The 18433-nt window shown below is 59.7% G+C and carries 9 protein-coding genes; 3 read left to right on the top strand and 6 right to left on the bottom strand.

Annotated features, from left to right (window positions below):
- Positions 1-325 precede the first annotated feature (325 nt).
- From HY962_16080 to HY962_16070, 3 genes are read left to right on the top strand one after another with little or no spacing between them, the layout of a single operon-like run.
- Complete coding sequence (locus tag HY962_16080) at positions 326-781, top strand: response regulator (protein MBI5648449.1); 456 nt, start codon at positions 326-328, stop codon at positions 779-781.
- Between the two features lie 3 nt (positions 782-784).
- Positions 785-2050 (top strand): hybrid sensor histidine kinase/response regulator, encoded by a 1266-nt coding sequence (locus HY962_16075; protein MBI5648448.1) that lies wholly within the window; start codon positions 785-787, stop codon positions 2048-2050.
- Between the two features lie 6 nt (positions 2051-2056).
- Positions 2057-3577 (top strand): HAMP domain-containing protein, encoded by a 1521-nt coding sequence (locus HY962_16070; protein ID MBI5648447.1) that lies wholly within the window; start codon positions 2057-2059, stop codon positions 3575-3577.
- An 82-nt stretch (positions 3578-3659) separates the two neighbouring features.
- On the opposite strand, the gene HY962_16065 is transcribed toward HY962_16070, so the two are convergent.
- The 6 genes from HY962_16065 to HY962_16040 all read right to left on the bottom strand — a co-directional run bounded on the left by HY962_16065 (position 3660) and on the right by HY962_16040 (position 18412).
- Positions 3660-4037, bottom strand: a complete 378-nt coding sequence (locus HY962_16065) for an STAS/SEC14 domain-containing protein (protein MBI5648446.1) — start codon at positions 4035-4037, stop codon at positions 3660-3662.
- A 340-nt stretch (positions 4038-4377) separates the two neighbouring features.
- Positions 4378-6999 carry a hypothetical protein gene (locus tag HY962_16060; protein ID MBI5648445.1) on the bottom strand — a complete coding sequence of 874 codons (2622 nt, stop codon included), beginning with the start codon at positions 6997-6999 and terminating at the stop codon, positions 4378-4380.
- Positions 7000-7591: 592 nt separating this feature from the next.
- On the bottom strand, positions 7592-11767 hold the full coding sequence (locus tag HY962_16055; protein ID MBI5648444.1) for a S8 family serine peptidase: 4176 nt from the start codon (positions 11765-11767) through the stop codon (positions 7592-7594).
- A 267-nt stretch (positions 11768-12034) separates the two neighbouring features.
- Positions 12035-12814, bottom strand: a complete 780-nt coding sequence (locus HY962_16050) for a response regulator transcription factor (protein MBI5648443.1) — start codon at positions 12812-12814, stop codon at positions 12035-12037.
- Positions 12815-12818: 4 nt separating this feature from the next.
- Positions 12819-15905: a histidine kinase gene (locus HY962_16045; GenBank protein ID MBI5648442.1), complete on the bottom strand. Its 3087-nt coding sequence runs from the start codon at positions 15903-15905 to the stop codon at positions 12819-12821.
- Between the two features lie 230 nt (positions 15906-16135).
- Positions 16136-18412: a TonB-dependent receptor gene (locus HY962_16040; protein ID MBI5648441.1), complete on the bottom strand. Its 2277-nt coding sequence runs from the start codon at positions 18410-18412 to the stop codon at positions 16136-16138.
- Positions 18413-18433 lie beyond the last annotated feature (21 nt).

The raw sequence follows: 18433 nt of genomic DNA, 5'->3' as shown, positions 1-18433 counted from the left end.
TGTATTTCCTCTGGTTCCAGGCATGGAAGACGGCAGGCCCTTCGGCGACAGTTGGTGATGCCGTTGCAATGTCGCACGACGAATCGAAAGTTCAAATGTGAAAGCATGCAACTGCAGCATACCTTTTTGCAAGAGCTGCATGTTTCAAAGTGGCTTCAATCGCGCCAAACGAGTATTATGCATGTGTCTACTATGCCGGAGCGCTTCCAGAAAAGCGGAACGGTTCTTGAATGTCTCCCCACGACAGACCCCTTGGGGTCCAAGCCACCGCGCCGTCCCGCCGCAGACCGGCTTCCGCTGCACACACGACAAACAGGTATGTTCCATGTTCGATCCACGAAGCCCCATCACTATTCTGCTCGCCGACGACGACGCGGACGACCGCATGTTGATTCGCGACGCCCTTGTCGAAAGCCGTATTGCAAACGAGTTCCGCGAGGTGGAGGACGGTGTGGAACTTCTCGATTACCTCAATCAGCGCGGCAACTACACGGATCGTACACAGTACCCGATGCCGGGCCTGATCCTTCTCGATTTGAACATGCCGCGGAAGGATGGACGCGAGGCCTTGAGGGAAATCAAGTCCGATCCGTTCCTGCGCATGATTCCCGTCATTGTGCTGACAACATCGAAGGCGGAGGAGGATATCTACCGCACCTATGATCTTGGCGTGAGTTCCTTCATCACAAAACCCGTGTCGTTTGATGCGCTGGTCGACATCATGAAAACGCTCGGGAAATACTGGTTCGAAATCGTCGCCCTGCCGAATAAGCGGGTGTAACCCATGACCACATCCGAAGAACCTACCCCGCGGACGAGGCTGCTCCTCATCGACGACGACGAGGATGCGTTTGTTCTGACACGCGACATGCTTCGCGATTTTGTAGAGAAGCACTACACGGTAGACTGGGTCTCTTCGTACGAGGAGGGCCGCACGGCGCTGGTCGAAAACGGGCACGATCTCTATATCGTGGACTACATGCTCGGGTCACGCAACGGACTCGAGTTGATCGAGGAATCGCGCGCCGCCGGCTGCTCAAAGCCGATCATCTTTATGACGGGCATGGAGGATCACACCGTCGACGTACTCGCGATGAACGCCGGGGCCTCGGACTATCTCGTGAAGGGTGATATCACACCACGACTGCTCGAGCGGTCGATCCGTTACACCATCGGGCATTACTCCGACATGGAGGCGCTGCGCCGGTCCACGGAGGAGCTGCGTGTCCTGAACGAGCAATTGACAAAATCCGAACAGGATCTGCAGGAGATCAACGCGAGCAAGGACCGCTTTTTCTCGATCATCGCGCACGATCTGCGCAGCCCCTTCGTCTCGTTGCTCGGCTTCAGTGAACTGCTCAAGGATGGCGCGGGCAGCATGCCCGTCGATGAGATCCGCCAATGCGCCGACATGCTGCACGAATCCGGCAAACATCTGTATCGTCTGCTCGAGAACCTTCTTCACTGGTCGCGCATACAGACCGGCCGGCTCGTCATACAGCCGATGCCGGTGGATATGCACGACATCGCGACACAGGTGGCGGCGCTTTTCGGTCCGGCCGCCGAAGCTAAAAGTATAACCATCACGGTGAGCATCGCCGGTTCGTTCTACGTGTATTCCGATCCGCACCTTTTAAGTACGATCCTCGAGAATCTGGTTTCGAACGCGATCAAGTTCACCGAAAGGCGTGGACGGGTGGATGTCACCGCCTTCGCCGAAGGCGACATGGCCTGGATTGAAATCAAGGACAGCGGCATCGGCATGTCGACGGCGACTATAGCGAAGCTCTTCCGCATAGAGAAGAACCATTCCTCTCACGGAACCGACAAGGAGACGGGCACAGGACTCGGCCTGATCATTTGTAAGGAACTGATCATGAAGGCGGGCGGCACGATTACTGTCGACAGCACGCCCGGATTCGGCTCGACGTTCCGTTTCAGTGTGCCGGTCGCGACCGCTGCCCTCATCGCCGCTTCGGCAGGTGCGGCGACCGGTCCGTCCGCCGACACACCGAAGGACCAACTCGCGGTGCGGAACGACGGAGATTAGGAGCAGATGACGCAGGATACACTGGCGCGCCGCAGTTTCGGCGCACGGTTTGCGGACGTCCCGTTCCGCCGGAAGTTGATACTCCTCACGATGAGTGTCGCGGGGATCTCGGTGCTGCTCGCCATAACGGCCTTTGCAGTGTACGATATTCTCGCGGCGCGGTCGAATCTTATCGCCAGTGTGGCATTGCTCGGAGACGTGGTTGCCTCCAGCAGTTCCGCCGCCGTGGTTTTCGACGACCGAACCGCCGCGGGCGAGGCGCTGCGCATCCTGACCGAGCAGAAAAACATTCGTGCGGCGCGCGTGTACTCCGGCACCGGGGCGCCGCTGGCCGAATATTTTTCGGACGACGATTATGGCCGTGCCCTGCCACAGTCAGCGCCCCCCGAAGGGTACGGATTTACCGACAACGGGCTGGAAGTGACACGTCCCGTGTTGCACAACAATCAGCGGATCGGCTCACTGCTCCTGATATCGAACTTGCAACTCCTGAACGACCGGCTCACCGAAATCGCCGTGATGCTCGTGTTGTCACTCGGCTTCATCGGACTCACCGCCTACCTTCTCTCATCGCGTCTGCAGCGGCACGTGGCAGCACCGATTCTCGACCTTGCGCGCACCGCGCGCGCTGTGACGGACGGCGGCGACTACTCCCTCCGCGCCCCGAAACACGGGCGCGACGAGGTGGGCGAATTGTCGGACCGTTTCAACGAAATGCTGCGTGTGGTGGCGAGTCGCGACGAGGCGCTGCGCCGCGAGATCGAGATCCGCGTCCAGGCCGAGGAGGAACTACGCCATGCCGCGGTGCGGCTCGAGCGAAGCAACCGTGAGCTGCAGGATTTTGCGTCCGTTGCATCACACGATCTGCAGGAGCCGCTGCGCAAGGTGCTCGCCTTTGGCGACCGCCTCAAACGCGGCTTGGGCGGGCAACTCGACGAGCGCAGTGCCGACCATCTCGAGCGTATGCTCAAGGCGGCCGCGCGTATGCAGATCCTGATCAATGACCTGCTCACCTACTCACGCGTGACGACAAAGGCGCAACCCTATACGCAGGTCGATCTCTCTGCCCTGGTGCGCGAGGTCATTTCGGATCTCGAAATACGCATCGAGCAGGCGGACGGAACAGTGTCGCTCGGCTCCTTGCCGACGATCAGCGCCGATCCCATGCAGATGCGTCAACTGTTCCAGAATCTCATCGGCAACGCCCTCAAATACCATCGGCCGAATGTTCCGCCCATCGTCACCATCACGGCGGAATGTGTCCCGTCAAAGAACGGCGTCTGCGATACCGCGCGCATTACCATCGCAGATAATGGCATCGGCTTCGAGGAGCAATACAGCGAACAGATCTTCGTCATTTTCCAGCGCCTGCACGGACGCGGCGAATACGAGGGCACGGGCATAGGTCTTGCCGTGTGTAAAAAGATTGTGGATCGGCACGGTGGGCGTATCAGCGCCACGGGGGTGCCCGATCAAGGGGCGCACTTCATCGTCGAGCTTCCACTGGCTCAGGGCATCGCGGGCTGAAGCGCGGCACGACCTTGTTCCCGGTGAACGCACCGGCCTTGAAATCTGTCATTCACTCGTGGCCGGCAGCGCGGTGTTGCGTCTATGCCTCTCCCCGCAGCCAGTTCCGCGCATCCTCCGCCGACGTGAAGGTGCGAACGGTGTAACCGCGGTTGCACGCCACGGTTTCGTAGAACCGCATGTACATTTCCGTCGGTGAGCCCGCGTCGACAATCACTGCTTCGCGCATCCTCCGCGTGACCTTGTTCTGGTCGTAGAAATTGACAAGTTCCACAACATCGAACAAGGATCCTTCCGCGATGATGCGAGTGCAGTCCGCGAGAACATTCAGCGTATCCTCCCGCGTGCCGTATTCCACCGCGGCATGAACCGACGCATGGAGTTCGGCTTCCGTGAGTATTCCCTCGTACGTCATTTCGATGATGCCGTCGTCCGCAATAAAACGTGCAGTCCAAGGCATAGCAGTCCCATCTGAACTGTATGATTCGGCATGCAAACGATCTTCACACACCGGAAGCGTTGTAATGAGTCAAATATACATACTTGTCAAAGGATTGTCCATAATCTGGGTCTTTTTTCAACGGTCAGGTAAGTCCCTCCATGCGCTGTGATGCCGGCCTTGGCTACTCCCGCAACGAACGCCACTCCCGAACAGAGACAGTTCCGAAATATTTCACCAGCATACCCGGTCAATACGGCCGCGGTGCTTCGCCGCAGGACGGAAGGAGGGATGATAAAAACATCCCGGGTGATGCCATGTACATCACCCGGGATGGAGAAGCACACACATGTTGAAGTGTTTAGCGGACGATGTTCATGACCCTCGATAGAATGACACCATTCGACTCGAGACGGTAGAAATATGATCCGCTTGCGAGACCGGTGGCGTCGAACGGAACTGCATACGCACCCGGAAGGAGCACGTCATCGACCAGCACCCTGACTCGGCGGGAATACGTGTCGAACACCGACAACTGTACCCTGCCTTCTGTCGGTACGCTGAACTGGATCGTGGTGGACGGGTTGAACGGGTTCGGATAATTCTGAAGCAGTTCGAATCCGCTGTTTGCGAGCGCGGCGAATGATCCGCGTTTTGGCGTGCCACAATTCTCCACATACACGTCGCCGTCGTCCACAGGCATCGCGTCAGGATTGTGCCGGACGAACACATCGATCTCCGCTGTACCGGTCTGATTCGACGCATCGGTCAGCGCGAGATGCACCGTGTACACCCGTCCATTCCCTCCCCCGGCCCGTTCCTTACGGAGGTACACCTGCTGACAGTTCGATGTGATGACTATGTCGTCAACGGTGTTGCCGTCGCCATTCCCATTGGCGTTCTCCGGCTCATCACTTGTCACCGACGTGATCACCACATCCCCTATTCCAAGTTCGTCGTCGCAGTTGTCCGCAACCGCGGTGACGAAGTCCGTCACAGTGAACAACTGGTAGTTGTGGTTCGGCGGCCACATCGACGGAGCGGAGGCGACCGAAATGACCGGTGCCGTCACATCACGCACTGTCACAACGGCGCCACAGGAACTCGACGCGCCCCACACATCGGTCGCTGTTAATGTGACGTTGGTGTTCCCGAGACCGAAAGGACCGGCCGGTGACATCGTGAGAGTGAAGGCGTCTCCATCCGGATCATAGGATCCGTTGTTGACGTCCGCGGGAAGTGCCGTTGCCTGGCAATTCGCGTCGGCATCGAGCAAAATATCCTTGCACAGGGCAACAGGCTGGTGGTTGCAGCACTGCACGGTAAGGTCGTACAACACGGGCGTGCTCAGCGGCGCAGTGCGGGAGAGAGTCACCCTCACGGCGATGTAGCGGCCGATGATGGCTGCCTCGCAGATCGAGACGTTGTTCTGCACTTCTGTCCACGGTTGCAGACACAATTCACTCATCAAATTCGCCGCGCGAACTTCGACCTTGATCCCGGTGCCGGCCGGTGTCGCGCCGTTCCACGACAACTTGCCCCACCCCATACCGGCGACCGCGCCGTCGTGGATTACCGTCCACGTCCCCTGCGGGGCCGTAGTGCCGACAGCGATGAATCCGGTCATGTCGCTGTAGTTGTACGGTCCGGCTGTGGACCCCAGTGCGACAGTCAGATCCACAAGCCCGAGCCCGTCCAGGCCTGCGGCAGGATCGATGCGCATGGCGTCGTCGGACATGAAGTTGGTTACCCACACTTTGCCGTTGGCGTCCACCGCCACGCCGGTAGGTGTACTCCCGACGGTGATAACCTTGCGCAATGTCCCGCTATTACTCAGGCGCGCCACGGTTCCCGAACCGCTGTTCGCTACCCAGACGTCGCCGTCGGACGTGACAGCCACACCTCGCGGATATGTGCCACTGGTGGAGTACGTCCCGACAAATGTGCCGTTCGGATCATATTTGGTGACTGTGCCGTTGTAATAGGATGAATTCCATACATGCCCTGTACCGTCTATCCCCAGTCCGTACGCGCCGTAGTTGTTGATACACTGGCTGGTCCCACTGGTGAGATCATACCGCAGCACGCGGCCCTGGGAGATTCCCGACGACCAAAGAACGTTGTTCCCGTCGATCAATCCGCCGTACCCGCCGCAGCCGATTGTTGCGGCATTGAAGCTGCTCAGGACGGCGCCGGTATTCTGATCGAGTTTCAGAAACATGCGTGGTTGCGACGTATTGTAATAGCCGCCGACCCAGGGATTGTTGTCGGATGCGATCGACATGTGTCGTGCGTTCGGTGCTCCGGGCAGGAGCTTGTAGATCAGGATACACTCGTCAACCGCATCGTGAACGATACCATCCGCCTTCACATTTCCGTCGGTCACGTTCGGCCACGGAAGGATATCGCCCAACCCCATGGAGGTGCGGATGAGGCCGTCCCCGTCGCGATCGACAGCCGTACAGTATTCGAAGGGCGGCATCAGGTACAGTCCCGCGGGATTGGGGGTACGGTCGGCGTCGCAGCGCGTGCCGCCAATCACAATGCCGATCTTCACGCAGGATCCATAGATCTCATCTCCCACCAAAAGCGCTTCGTTCCTGTTTGAGACCCACACGTTTCCTTTGACATCGACGGTTGTCCGCGACGGATTTTTCTGCCGGCCCGACGGGGACGTCCAATACTCTCCCAAAACCTGTCCGGTGTTCACGTTCACTCGGACCATGGTGCCTCGGTCGGAGCAGGCGATATTGATAAATGGACGCGGAGAAATCACCGCATTGAGCTGCAATTGATCGCCGTTCGGCGCATCATGGTTTACGTTTTCCAAGATCCCGAGATCGAAATCTCCGTTCAACGTGAATGTTCGGTCGCACACCGGGCTCTGCGCAAAGGCGGCCGGGATGAGTGCGAGACCAAAAAGGACAATGGCAAGTGTTGCGACGAACAGAACACTCCGTCCCTCGCGCTGGCGCTGGTACATAACAGTCCCTCCTCAAAAACGAATAGGTGCGTGGGTAACCGAGGGCGGTGACAAGGCCGCCGGCACAGACACGTGTGCGTTTCCCCAGTGCTTCGGGACGTCGAAAGTGGCCCACAGACGCGCACGCACCGGGAGCCGCAACTCCGGCGGCGAAGGCCGATGCCGGGATCACTCCTGCGAAGGTGGTGCCGAACAACCGACGCAACAATCCGCCCAGGGCTGCCCGGCCTCTGCGCGTGTGGTGTGTACAGGATGAGGTGTGAAGATGCGAACATATACAATTTTTATGGGAATAGCAAGTCTTTTTTTGGTTTTGTCCGATTTTATGTGCGTACAGGAATTGTATACCGGCGGAATGGAGCGCCGCATCATGCACGTACAACTGTCACGCGCTGCACGATGCCGACCAAGGTGCACGATCTCGGCGGCGTAGGGTCGCCTGCGCGTATACACGACCGCACAAACCGTGTATACCGATCAGGGATTCGGTAGACGACACAAGCAGGCGGCGCGATCTCTCGCGCCGCCTGCTTGTGTCGCTATGTATCATCCGTCATAGGTCGCGTGCATGCCTGAGGCGGCACGCGAGGAGTCAGCGCCGGATTTCGATCAGCAGTTCACCCAGGGAGGATCCGCTGCCGAAACGCAACAGGTACACCCCGGGCCGGATTCCCGCGGTGGACAGGACGATGTCGGACCATCCGAACCCGACCATGCGCGGCGGATAGGTGACGACATGGCGCCCGGCAATGTCGTACATCGATATGTCCACCGATCCCGGCACCACTGTCCGCAGCCGGAGCGTCACGACGTCCGTCGCAGGAATCGGATAGGTCTGTCCGATGATATGGGACACGGCGCCGGGAACACCCGGCACCGCGGTGGTGCTGCGTGTGCGGAACACATACACAAGCGTGTCGGCACCGGGACCGGCCGCTTCGTTCGCGGTTACCTGCCAGTTGTACTCGGTGCCCGACTTCAGCCGGAAAGGCCCGCAACGTGTCGTCCGTATGCCCGCGCTGTCTATATCGGGATCCGTGCGCGAACGCGGCGCGGCCCATACACGCAGCCGGTATGATTCCGCTCCGGCAACTGCCGACCACTGGAACGTGATGCTGGTGTCGGACTCTCCCGGCCCCACCGGGGAAATACACACCGGCTGTTCGAGCAGCGTGGTGAACGACCAGGGAGCAGACCACAGGCTCAGATGTGTTCCGAAATCGGCACGCACACGCCAGGTATACAGGGTGTAGGGCTTCAGATTCCGCACGTCCCGGATGGTCGTTGTAAGGGTATCGAGCAGCACCGGACCTCCCGGTTCGGACAGTTCCACATGATAGGCCGCAGCACCACGCACACCCAGCCATTGCAGCATCACACCTGTGAGCACCGGCACGGCCCTGGCACCATTCGGAGGTGAGACGAGCATCGGAGTTTCGTCCTGTGTCGCACCGGTGGTAAAACTCCATGTTGCGGACCACGTGCTGCGTCCGCCCGGATTCTCCGCAAACACACTCCAGTAATAGGTAGTCTGAGATTGTAATGAATCGATCCGCAGCGAGGTGTTGGCCAGAGCCGACCGGAAGAGGATCACATCGAGGAAGGCCGAGTCGCGCGCCACCTGCACGGTATATGTGCTGGCAGTGGGTGAAGGCACCCAGCGGAGCGTGACCGGCGGTGTGAGCCCCGTGGCGCGGTTGGGCGGTTCGGTCTGCAGTGGCGCAGCGGGCGCAGGGGGCGAGGTCGTGAATTCCCGAATGGTGGACCACGGACCCGCACCGGCATTGTTCACAGCGCGGACTCGCCACCAGTATTTCGTTAGCGATGTCACCGCACCGAGCGACCAGGTGACGGAGGGAAGACCTACGACACGCGTTTGTGGTCGCGAGAAATCGTTGCTCAGCGACACTTCCAGCGTGTAGGTGGATGCGCCGGCCACCGTCGACCATCGGAGCAGCGCGGGCATGGCCACGGCCGGCGCCTTGTCCGCGGGCACATACAACGCCGGAGCCGTCGGCGCGTGTCCTGTTTTGCTCGAATACAGGAAACCCGGACTTTCCGCGGCGAAGGCGAGATTCCCACGCCACGCGCGGAGCAGGCTGATGTTCAGTTTCTCGAATCCGTCATTACACGGACGCCATGTGAGCCCCCCGTCGCCGCTGCGATACACACCGGCGCCCACGGTTCCGACAAAAATCACAGTATCCGACGCCGCACAGAGTGCTTGAAGGTAATCATTCAATATCGCCGCCTGCGTCCACGAGGCACCATGATCCTTCGACACGTAGATACGATCCCACACCGCCGCGAAGACGGTGCCATTGGGCGAGACAGCGAGTGCATTGACGTGTTTGCTTGTGTCGATACCCGTCTCTGCTGATTCCCAGGTCATGGTCGACCTGTGTAGGCGGCGCAGGCGCATCGTGTTGTCGATCTTCACCACCGCATAGATCCACCCGCCGGTACCATCCGCAAGAATGGGCACCGTGGCTGAGGCACCGAGACCGTTGTGCATGGCGGCCCATGTCGCCCCTCTGTCACTGCTCGACCAGATGCCCTGTCCGAAAGTGGGGGCAACAAGGAGACTGTCGGACGCGCACAACACCAATGCCGTGTAATCGCGCGTGGTGCCCGTCTCCGTCCATGTGGCGCCTCGATCGAGACTGCGGCTGACCGTGCCACCGAAACGACGCGCGGTGAACAACGCGCCGTCCTTCGCGATGGCGACAGAGAGGAGACTCTTTTCTGTTTTGACTTTTGTCCATGCAGATCCGTCGGCGGGTCCGCGGTAGAGGTCCGTCGCAACATTCGCCCATGGATCTCCCACTGTTGCATAGACCGTTCCGTCGCTTGTTATCGCTGCATCGCCCACCTTCTGTGACGGCCCCGTGGTGCGTGTGATATTCGTCCACACGATTTCGTTGGGAACGGGCAGGTCGGCGAGGAAGCCCACATCGAGTTTACCCGCGCCCCAGATCGTATTCGGAATCGTTCCAGTGTACTCGTCGGCACGCGCATGCATCAGTAGCGAGTCGTACACCTGCTGTGGTGTGAGGAAGGGGTATTTCGACAGGACCAGGGCCGCTGCTCCCGCGGTGACAGGCGCCGCCATGCTGGTTCCCTGCATCACCATGTACATGGCCTCGCCGCCGGTCGTACCATCGTTGTCGACGCAGCTATTGTCCGTGACACGCTGCACGTTTGTATCGCGAAGCGAAATGACAGCCGAGCCCGGGGCGGCGATGTCGGGCTTGCGCGCGCCGTCGATGCGTGGTCCGCAACTGGAGAACGTGGCGATCTTTCCGATGGACTGCCGGTACTGCCGCATCTGGTCCACCGCGCTGGTGTAATACGCGCGCGAGGTAAACGCCGCGATCGAGAGCGCATGGTCTGCTGAGGACGGAAGGCCCACGGTGTACAGAGGACTACCGGCTCCGAACGTGACATCCCCGGAGGCCTTCCAGTCGCCTTCGAAGAAGTCCTCGTAGATGTGAAACACCTGCGCTTCCGGTGACGCATTTACAACCTTCACGTACCATGTGCTGCTGCCTTCGGGCAGATAGTCCTGAATACTCGAGTATTCGGATTCCGTGCCTCGGGGCGATTCGGTGACTGGCGCGTGATTCACGGAGGTGATCTCGTTTTTATTCTCGTCGAAATACTTCAACGTCAGCTTGCGTCGCACACCGGGACCGTCGAACCAGACCAGGTTGCATGACAGGCGCGCTTCGTTGGGACCGATGCCGTTGGCGCGCATCTGAATAAAATCGCTTTCGCCATTAGCGGGCGCCGTGCCCATCACATGCCTGTTGGATGCCGCACTGTTGCCGGCAGAGAGCACCACCACGGCACCTTGCGTGTAACACCAGTCGGCCTTCTGCTCTATCGCCTCGCTGCCGTCGTGGTATGCACCCCATCCTCCGTAACTCATGTTGATGACGCGCGCGTGATACAGTGTGACCACGTCGTGAAACGCCGCGATGATTGCCGCGTCGCTGGCTCCGGCGGAACTGTCATTTCCGATTTTCAGAAAGGCCAGGCAGGATCCGGGCGCCATTCCTGAATACGGCATGCCTTCGTTCCCGATGTTCCCCTGCGACAGTGTCCCCCGTCCCACAGCGGTGGCGGCGACATGTGTGCCGTGCGCCGTGATCCGATTGGTCACATCGTCGTCGAGTTGGGGATAGTTCGAATAGTCCTTCTTGTCGAAACAGGGCGGGAACTCCGAACCGTGGAAGGTGGTGTCGATTCCGGAATCGAGCACACCCACCTTCACGCCCTTGCCCGTCCATCCGGCGCTCCACACTGCGGCCGCGCGGATTGTCGCGGCGGCGACATTGTTGTTCGGGCGGCACACTCCCTCGGCCGATCCGAGCTTCGATACACAGTCGAGTGTGAGAACATCGTTGATACGCGTGACAGGGAACTCGGCAAGGAGAAAACCGTTCGGGTGATTCGGCATGGGCGGCGTCCACGTTCCCGTGTAACACTCGACGCCGACACGTGCGAGATCCTCGAGCTGCGCCGTCGAGGGAAGCGCAGGCATGTACACAACCGCCTTCATACGCGCCGCCGACGCGGGCGTGTTGGCGCTCAGGCCGCGCAGGCGTTCTGACGCATGGACGAGGAGGCGGCCGGATGCCAGTTTGTGCGCGTATTGGGGCGCGACGGTGACATACCCTCCGCGATCCTGACCCGGACGAAGCTGCGCGTGGAGAGTGCTTGTTACTAGCAGAAAACAGGCGAGGAAAAAGCTGCGCGGAATCATGAATGGCTCCCGGCCGGCGGTACGCGTGCAGAACTCCGCGGAAAATCCGCGGGTGCTGCGTGGTCGCGCGCAGGTCCCGGCATTGGTTGGCAAATCATATGTGATATAGAAAAGTACATAATTTTTATAACGGTATCACCCCGACGAAACGATGTGCACCAAAACACAATACTGCGGGTGATTCATGCAGGCGACAGCATGACTGTCGTGCGTCGAGGGGGTGAACGGTCGGCTGCCGCGCGTTGATCATAGTACAACGCCCAGGAGTTATCCGCCGAGACGCCGCAGGAACTCGTCACGCCTGCGGGTTGAAACCTCGAGTTCCTTCCCTCCATTCATCACCACATACCCTCCGCGGCCTTTGACGTAGCGTTCGATATGCGCGAGGTTGATGATGTACGAATGGTGTATGCGGATGAAGGCGCGTGCGGATAGAAGCTCCTCGAATTCGTGGAGTGAACGCGTCGATGTGCGCTGCGTGCCGTCCCGGCAATGCAGAATGGTATAGTTGCTTGCCGCCTCACACCAGACTATGTGCCGGAGTGCGAGGAAGGTCAGGCCGTCCACTGTCGGGACAGCGATGCGCGCATCAACGTCCTGGGGCGAGCAGACCACGAGCGAGCGTGTCTCCTCGGCATCCGCATCCCGCGGCACCGCCGTCGCGCGCGGTGCCGACGCACGCGCGACCGCACAACGAAGTTCATCCGCATCAATGGGTTTGAGCAGATAATCGAGCGCCGCAAAACGGATGGCCCTCACAGCATACTCGTTGTGCGCGGTGGTGAAAATCACGCGACACTTTTCCCGATGAAAGTACTCGAGCACGTCGAAACCCGTGCCGTCCGGCAATTCCACGTCGAGGAAGAGGAGATCCGGCGCGGCGCGCGGGATACACTCCACCGCGGCAGCGACGCTGTCGGCCTCAGCAACAACCGTCACCTGCAGACATTCACGCACAAGGAGTTCTCGGAGTGTTTCACGGCACAGCGGCTCGTCCTCGACGAGGACGGCGCGGAGTGTACTGGATGGATGAAGTGTAGTGTTCATGGTATCAGCGAGCAAGAATACGCGGCGCGCGAGGTGGAACAACAGGCACCACAAGAGTGACGGTAGTGCCAGCGGCTTTACCGTCATCGTCGACAAGATCCTCTATGTCAAGACGGGCGCCTGGGAATCCATGTGCCTGGAGTATGGCCAGGCGCTCCGCGGTGACGGACACTCCGAGGGAGCTTTGCGCCACTCCGCGTTCCTCGCGCAAGGCGGCCGCGCGCGCGCGGCCGATACCGTTATCCCGCACCGTGATGGTGAGATGCCCGTCATGCGTCGCGACGTGTATCCCGAGCAATCCACCGCCGTGCCGGTGTGCGAGTCCGTGCCGAATCGCATTCTCGACATGGGGCTGCACCAGCATCGACGGGATATACAGATCCCGATTCACTGATGCATCCACTGTCATCTCCCATCGGAAGCGGTCGCTGAATCGCAGCCGCTCCAGTTCCATGTAGGAGGAGAGAAAGTCCAGCTCATCGCCGATGCGGACCGTGGAAACGCGCGAGTGTTCGAGTATGGTGCGGATGAGACGCGCAAATTTTGTCAGATACGAATTGGCCTGCGCATATTCGGCTGTAAGCATGAAGCTTTGGACGGCATTCAGCGAATTGAAGATAAAATGCGGATTCATCTGCAGCCGCAGGGATTGCAGTTCCGATTCGACGACCCGCCGCTCCATACGCGCGCGGTCCTTCACGATCCGCAACCGCACAAATACGACAGCCCCGGCCGCGCCCACGATGGCGAGAACCATCAGAAGCCGGAACCACCATGTAGCATGCAGTGGAGGCAGTACGACGATGGTGACCGCGATACCGCGCGGAGTCCAGATGCCGTCGGCATTGCTTGCACGGACGCGCAGCACGTAGGTGCCCGGATCGAGATTCGTGAACACGGCATCCCGCTGTCGGCCGAGGGAGATCCATCCGCGCGTGAAACCGTCGAGCGCGTACGTGTAGCAGTTCCGTTGCGGGTGCGAAAAGTCGAGCGCGGCGAAGGTGAACGCGAGCATATTATCGGAGTGTGTCACCGTGAGTGTGTCGCCGTCGTGCAACTCCGCACATATGCTCCGCTCGCGCAGGCGCACGTCGGAGATCAACACGCGCGGCGGTTGTGTGTCCCAGCGGAGCGAATCGGGATGGAAACGGACTATTCCCGCGGCGCTGCCGAAGACAAGCTCTCCCGATGCTGTCCTCGCTGCCGCTTTGAATCCGAAATTCTGAAACTGCGGCACTTCCGGTTCCTCGAAGCTGCGCCAAGTCCTCCTGGACGGATCGTAGCATACAAGTCCCGTCTCGGTGGTGATCCACAGCCGCCCTCGCAAATCACTTACCATGGCAACGACGGCATTGCTGGGCAATCCATCCTCCTCGGTCACGCGCTCGAAGTCGTCTGTTGCCGGACGGTAGCGTGCAATGCCGCCGCCGTAGGTCCCCACCCATAACCACCCGCGTGTATCCTCGATGATTGCCCATACACGGTTGTCACCGATGCTCCGCGCGTTGCGGGGATCATGTTCGTAGCGCACAAAACTACTGTCGTCGGGTCGCCACCGATTGACTCCCCCGTTGGTTGCAATCCAGATGTGTCCGCGTGTATCGCGATAGAAATCGTGGATCTCATTGCTCGAGAGTGTGCGCGGATCGTTTCGCTCTGATTCCAGTTGACGCACGACACGATGCCGCCCGTCGAGCACGAATATCCCGCCACGGAGCGACCCGAGAAAATGACCCAACTCGGTCTGCGTGGAGCACCAGGTGGCCGCCTTGCTTGACAAACCCGTCGCGACCTGCCGCACGTGGCCTGTCCTGGCATCATACGAACGCAGGCCCCTGCCTGCGAGGAAGAGTGTGTCGCCGCCCGTATCTTCGATACCATTGACCACATCGTTGTAACCATGCCCCCACTCCGGACCGAGGTGCGACGCGCATAACGAGACAAACGACCTGCGGGAATTCAAGATGTGCAGACCGTAAATGCTGCCGGCACAAACAGTCCCGTCGCGCCGCACATGAAGTGTGCGCACGGTGTTGTCGAACCTGCGTCGTATCACGTCCGGAAACAGCGCGAAGTTAGTATACGATGGTCTGCTGTGTGTGAGTACAACGAGTCCCTGCGTGGTACATGCATACAACCGCCCTTCCTCGTCAAGAAATACCCCGTTCACCTGACCGGTGAAGAAATGCGTCGCCTCGCAGCTCAAACCATGCCGACGACGGAGCAAACGTGTATACTCGAACAGTCCGAGATTTGTCACCGCGATGATATTCTCCTCCCCGGTGCTGATGAAGGATTTTGGCCAAACCCTCACTCTGTGTTCCTGACCCACTATGGCGACAGGGTCGACGGCATACGTCCGCACATCGAAAGCCACAAGGGCAGTATCACCATAGTGGCCAAACAGCAACAATGAATCTCCGCATCGTGCTGATGATGACATGACATCTGATCGGATGATGGGGGCATCTGGCGACAGCCGTATACCGAGCGTAGTGAACAGACCACGATTGGAAGCAATAATCGTCCTTCGTTCATCAAGAGGTGTAACTCCATGAATGGCAAAGTTGGAAGTGACGTGTATGCGAAATCCGGTCATCTCCACCGCGCGGATGCTGCCAGGCAGCACGTGGAAGACACCAAGCGATGTGCCGACCCACACCACACCGTCTTGTGTTATGTTGAGAGCCAGCACTGCCGGCCGTGGTTCCCTTTCCGCAACGTGCGTGGTGAATTCAATGCGCCGAAAGCGGTCGTTGCCACGCTGGTACACGCACAGTCCGCGACGAGTGCCCACCCAGATGGCTCCTTTCGCATCCTCTACGAGACAAGACACCTCCTCATCCACGAGCGACGTGCTGTCACCGATGTGCCGGTGATAGGCGCGAAATACCCGGCCGTCAAAACGATTCAATCCGTAGCGTGTGCCTATCCATAAAAAGCCCTTCGAGTCCTGGAGTCCGCAATTCACTACATTCTGTGATAAACCGTCGCGTGTGGTATATGAACGCAGGACGGTCCACTCCTGTGCCTGCGCTGCCGCGAGACAGGTACAGAAAACGGCCAGTGATCCGCCGAGTGTACGGAGCAACGGAATTTGGGACAGAAGATACCATCGGAGAGGTGCGGGCATACTTCCAAAGCTGTCATCTGGTATGAAACGGGCAGACGGTGCTCATCGGAAACGGCTCCCATGATACCGTCACGCCAGATTGTGACCTGGACACACAACCATACTTTGTAACGGATTAAGATAATGTACTGCTATATCTTTCTCAACACGGATCTTTCCATCCCCTTCCCACGTCCCCCGTTTCGCGATTAAAACTCATACTCTATGCCGAACACCGGCAAGGGCGAATTGCTCCACAGCGAGGGCGCCTCCACCTGATTGGTGCTCTCATTCCAGCGGTAGAAGGGAATGTTTTTGCGCCCATACAGATTCCACACGGCGAGGAAGGTGGTGAGCGTCGAGCGTTCGAAGAAGAAGCGTTTATCGGCCCGCAGATTCATGGAATGATACGCGGGAAGCCGTTCGGTCTGAATACGATCCGCATCGGGTATGCCCCGGCCTTCGGCGGTCGATTGTTGTGCGTCGAACGGCGTGTAGGGAGATCCGCCGGCCAGTATCCAGCGTGCGCTGAACTCCCAGTCGCGCGCGAGGCGCCAGCCGCCCAGCAGCGCGAGTGCGTACACATTGTCGTACGCACGCGGGCGCCAGATACCGTCGGCGGCGCGTCCGGTGCTGCGCGACCACGAACCGCTGGCGGTGCCGTAGATCCCGTGGATCAGTTTCTTCTGCACACTGCACTCGATGCCGTACGAGCGCGCGCGTCCGTTGTTCGTCAGCGCTCCCGACGCCCCGAAGTAGTCGGAGTGTACCGCGAGATCATCAAGCACAAAACGCGCGGGCGCCGAAGGATCGACCGGCATGTTGTGGTATTCCTTGAGGTAGATTTCGAGCAGAAGGCGCGTGTCGTCTCCGAGCAGGCGCGATAAACCGAGAATCCAATGTAACGCCCGGGCTGACGGCAGTGAGCCGTTGGCCGCATCCTGCGCGCGCAGAATATCCGGCAGCGCCTGTGTATACAGTCCCGCAGCGGCAGTCAGCGATGTCACGGCGTCGACGTCCCACCGCAGTGAAAGACGCGGCGAGAGTGTCGTCTCGTCGTTTGCGCCGCTGTGATCGAGCCGCAGCCCGGTCGCCAAGGTCAACGCCTCGAAGACCTTCCACGTATGCTGTACATGCAAGCCTCCGCGCCATTGTGTATACTCCCCGCTGAGGCCGCCCCCGTTTCCCGACGGCGGCGCTGTACTCCCGTACACGGCGTCGAGCGCGCTGCGTGTGTACACAACATCGAATCCCGCCTCGATGCCATGCCTGTCGGAAAGTCGAAGGACTGTTGTGCTGCGCAGGGCTGTGCGTCCTTCCGCCGATCGATTGCGGAAGATGTTTGTGTCGGTGGTTGTCGCATTGTACCATTGATTGAAACGCATCGAGGAGTGCGCGAGCGTGGTGTGGGAATACCCGCCCGCACTCCAGATCCAGGTCCACCCGGCACCCGCGGTATTTTGTGTGCTGTTGAGACGCCCGTAGGAGTTTTCACCCGTTTCCCGCGCATCGTCTCGATTGTTGAAGGACGCGTCGTCGGCGAAGATATTCAGCAGCGAGAACGTGTGGCCCTCGGCCGGTTTCCACACCACTTTGGCATGCACGTCGCCATAGACGGGAATGGCGCTTGGCACTTCGTCGGAAAAGGTCGAGAGCAGAAAATCGAGCCAGCTCCGCCGCGCGGAGATGAACCACGAACCCGCGCCCGCGGGCAGCGGTCCCTCCGCCTGCACAGCCGCGCCCATGAAATGCAGGTCGGCCTGCAGATCAATATCCTCGCTGCTGCCATCGCGCAGCGAGATGTTCATCACAGAACTCAACCGGTCGCCATATCGCGGCGAGAAGCCGCCCGCCGAGAAATCGACATCGGCGATGGCGTCGATGTTGAGGATTCCTATGGCGCCGCCGGATGCGCCGAACTGCGGGTAGTGGTTGATATTGGGCACCTCGATGCCGTCCACATAAAAGGCGTTTTCGATAGGACTGCCGCCACGCACCACAAGGTCGTTGCGGGTATCGTTACCCTTGGCGACGGACGGGAAGGACGCGATGATGCGGCTGATATCACCTCCCGTACCTGCCTCGCGGCGGATCTCCTCCCCCGAAAGCGAGAGACTCGACACGGCAAAGTCGTTCTCCCGTTCGAAATAGCCCGCCTGCACCACCACCTCGGCGGCCTGAAGAGCCGACGGCACGAGTTCCGCGCGCAGTTGCGTCGTGCGTGCCGAACGCACGACAACATCGGGAACACCGTGCGTATGGTAACCGATATAGCTGATCTTCACAGTGTACACTCCGACGGGAATATCCGCGATGGTGAACCTGCCCGCCGCGTCACACATCGCCCCGCGCGGGAGTCCCGTCACGGCAACATTTGCGCCGGCGAGCGGTGCGCGCGTCTCCGCGTCATACACCTCGCCGGATATACTCCCGCGCGGCTCAACCGCGGCATCCACATTCTGTGCATCCACGATATACATCGGCATCCCGCATCCCCACATAACAAG

Source organism: Ignavibacteriota bacterium (assembly GCA_016218045.1).
Taxonomy (GTDB): Bacteria; Bacteroidota; Ignavibacteria; order SZUA-365; family SZUA-365; genus JACRFB01.
This window is presented reverse-complemented; position numbering and strand designations above follow the sequence as displayed.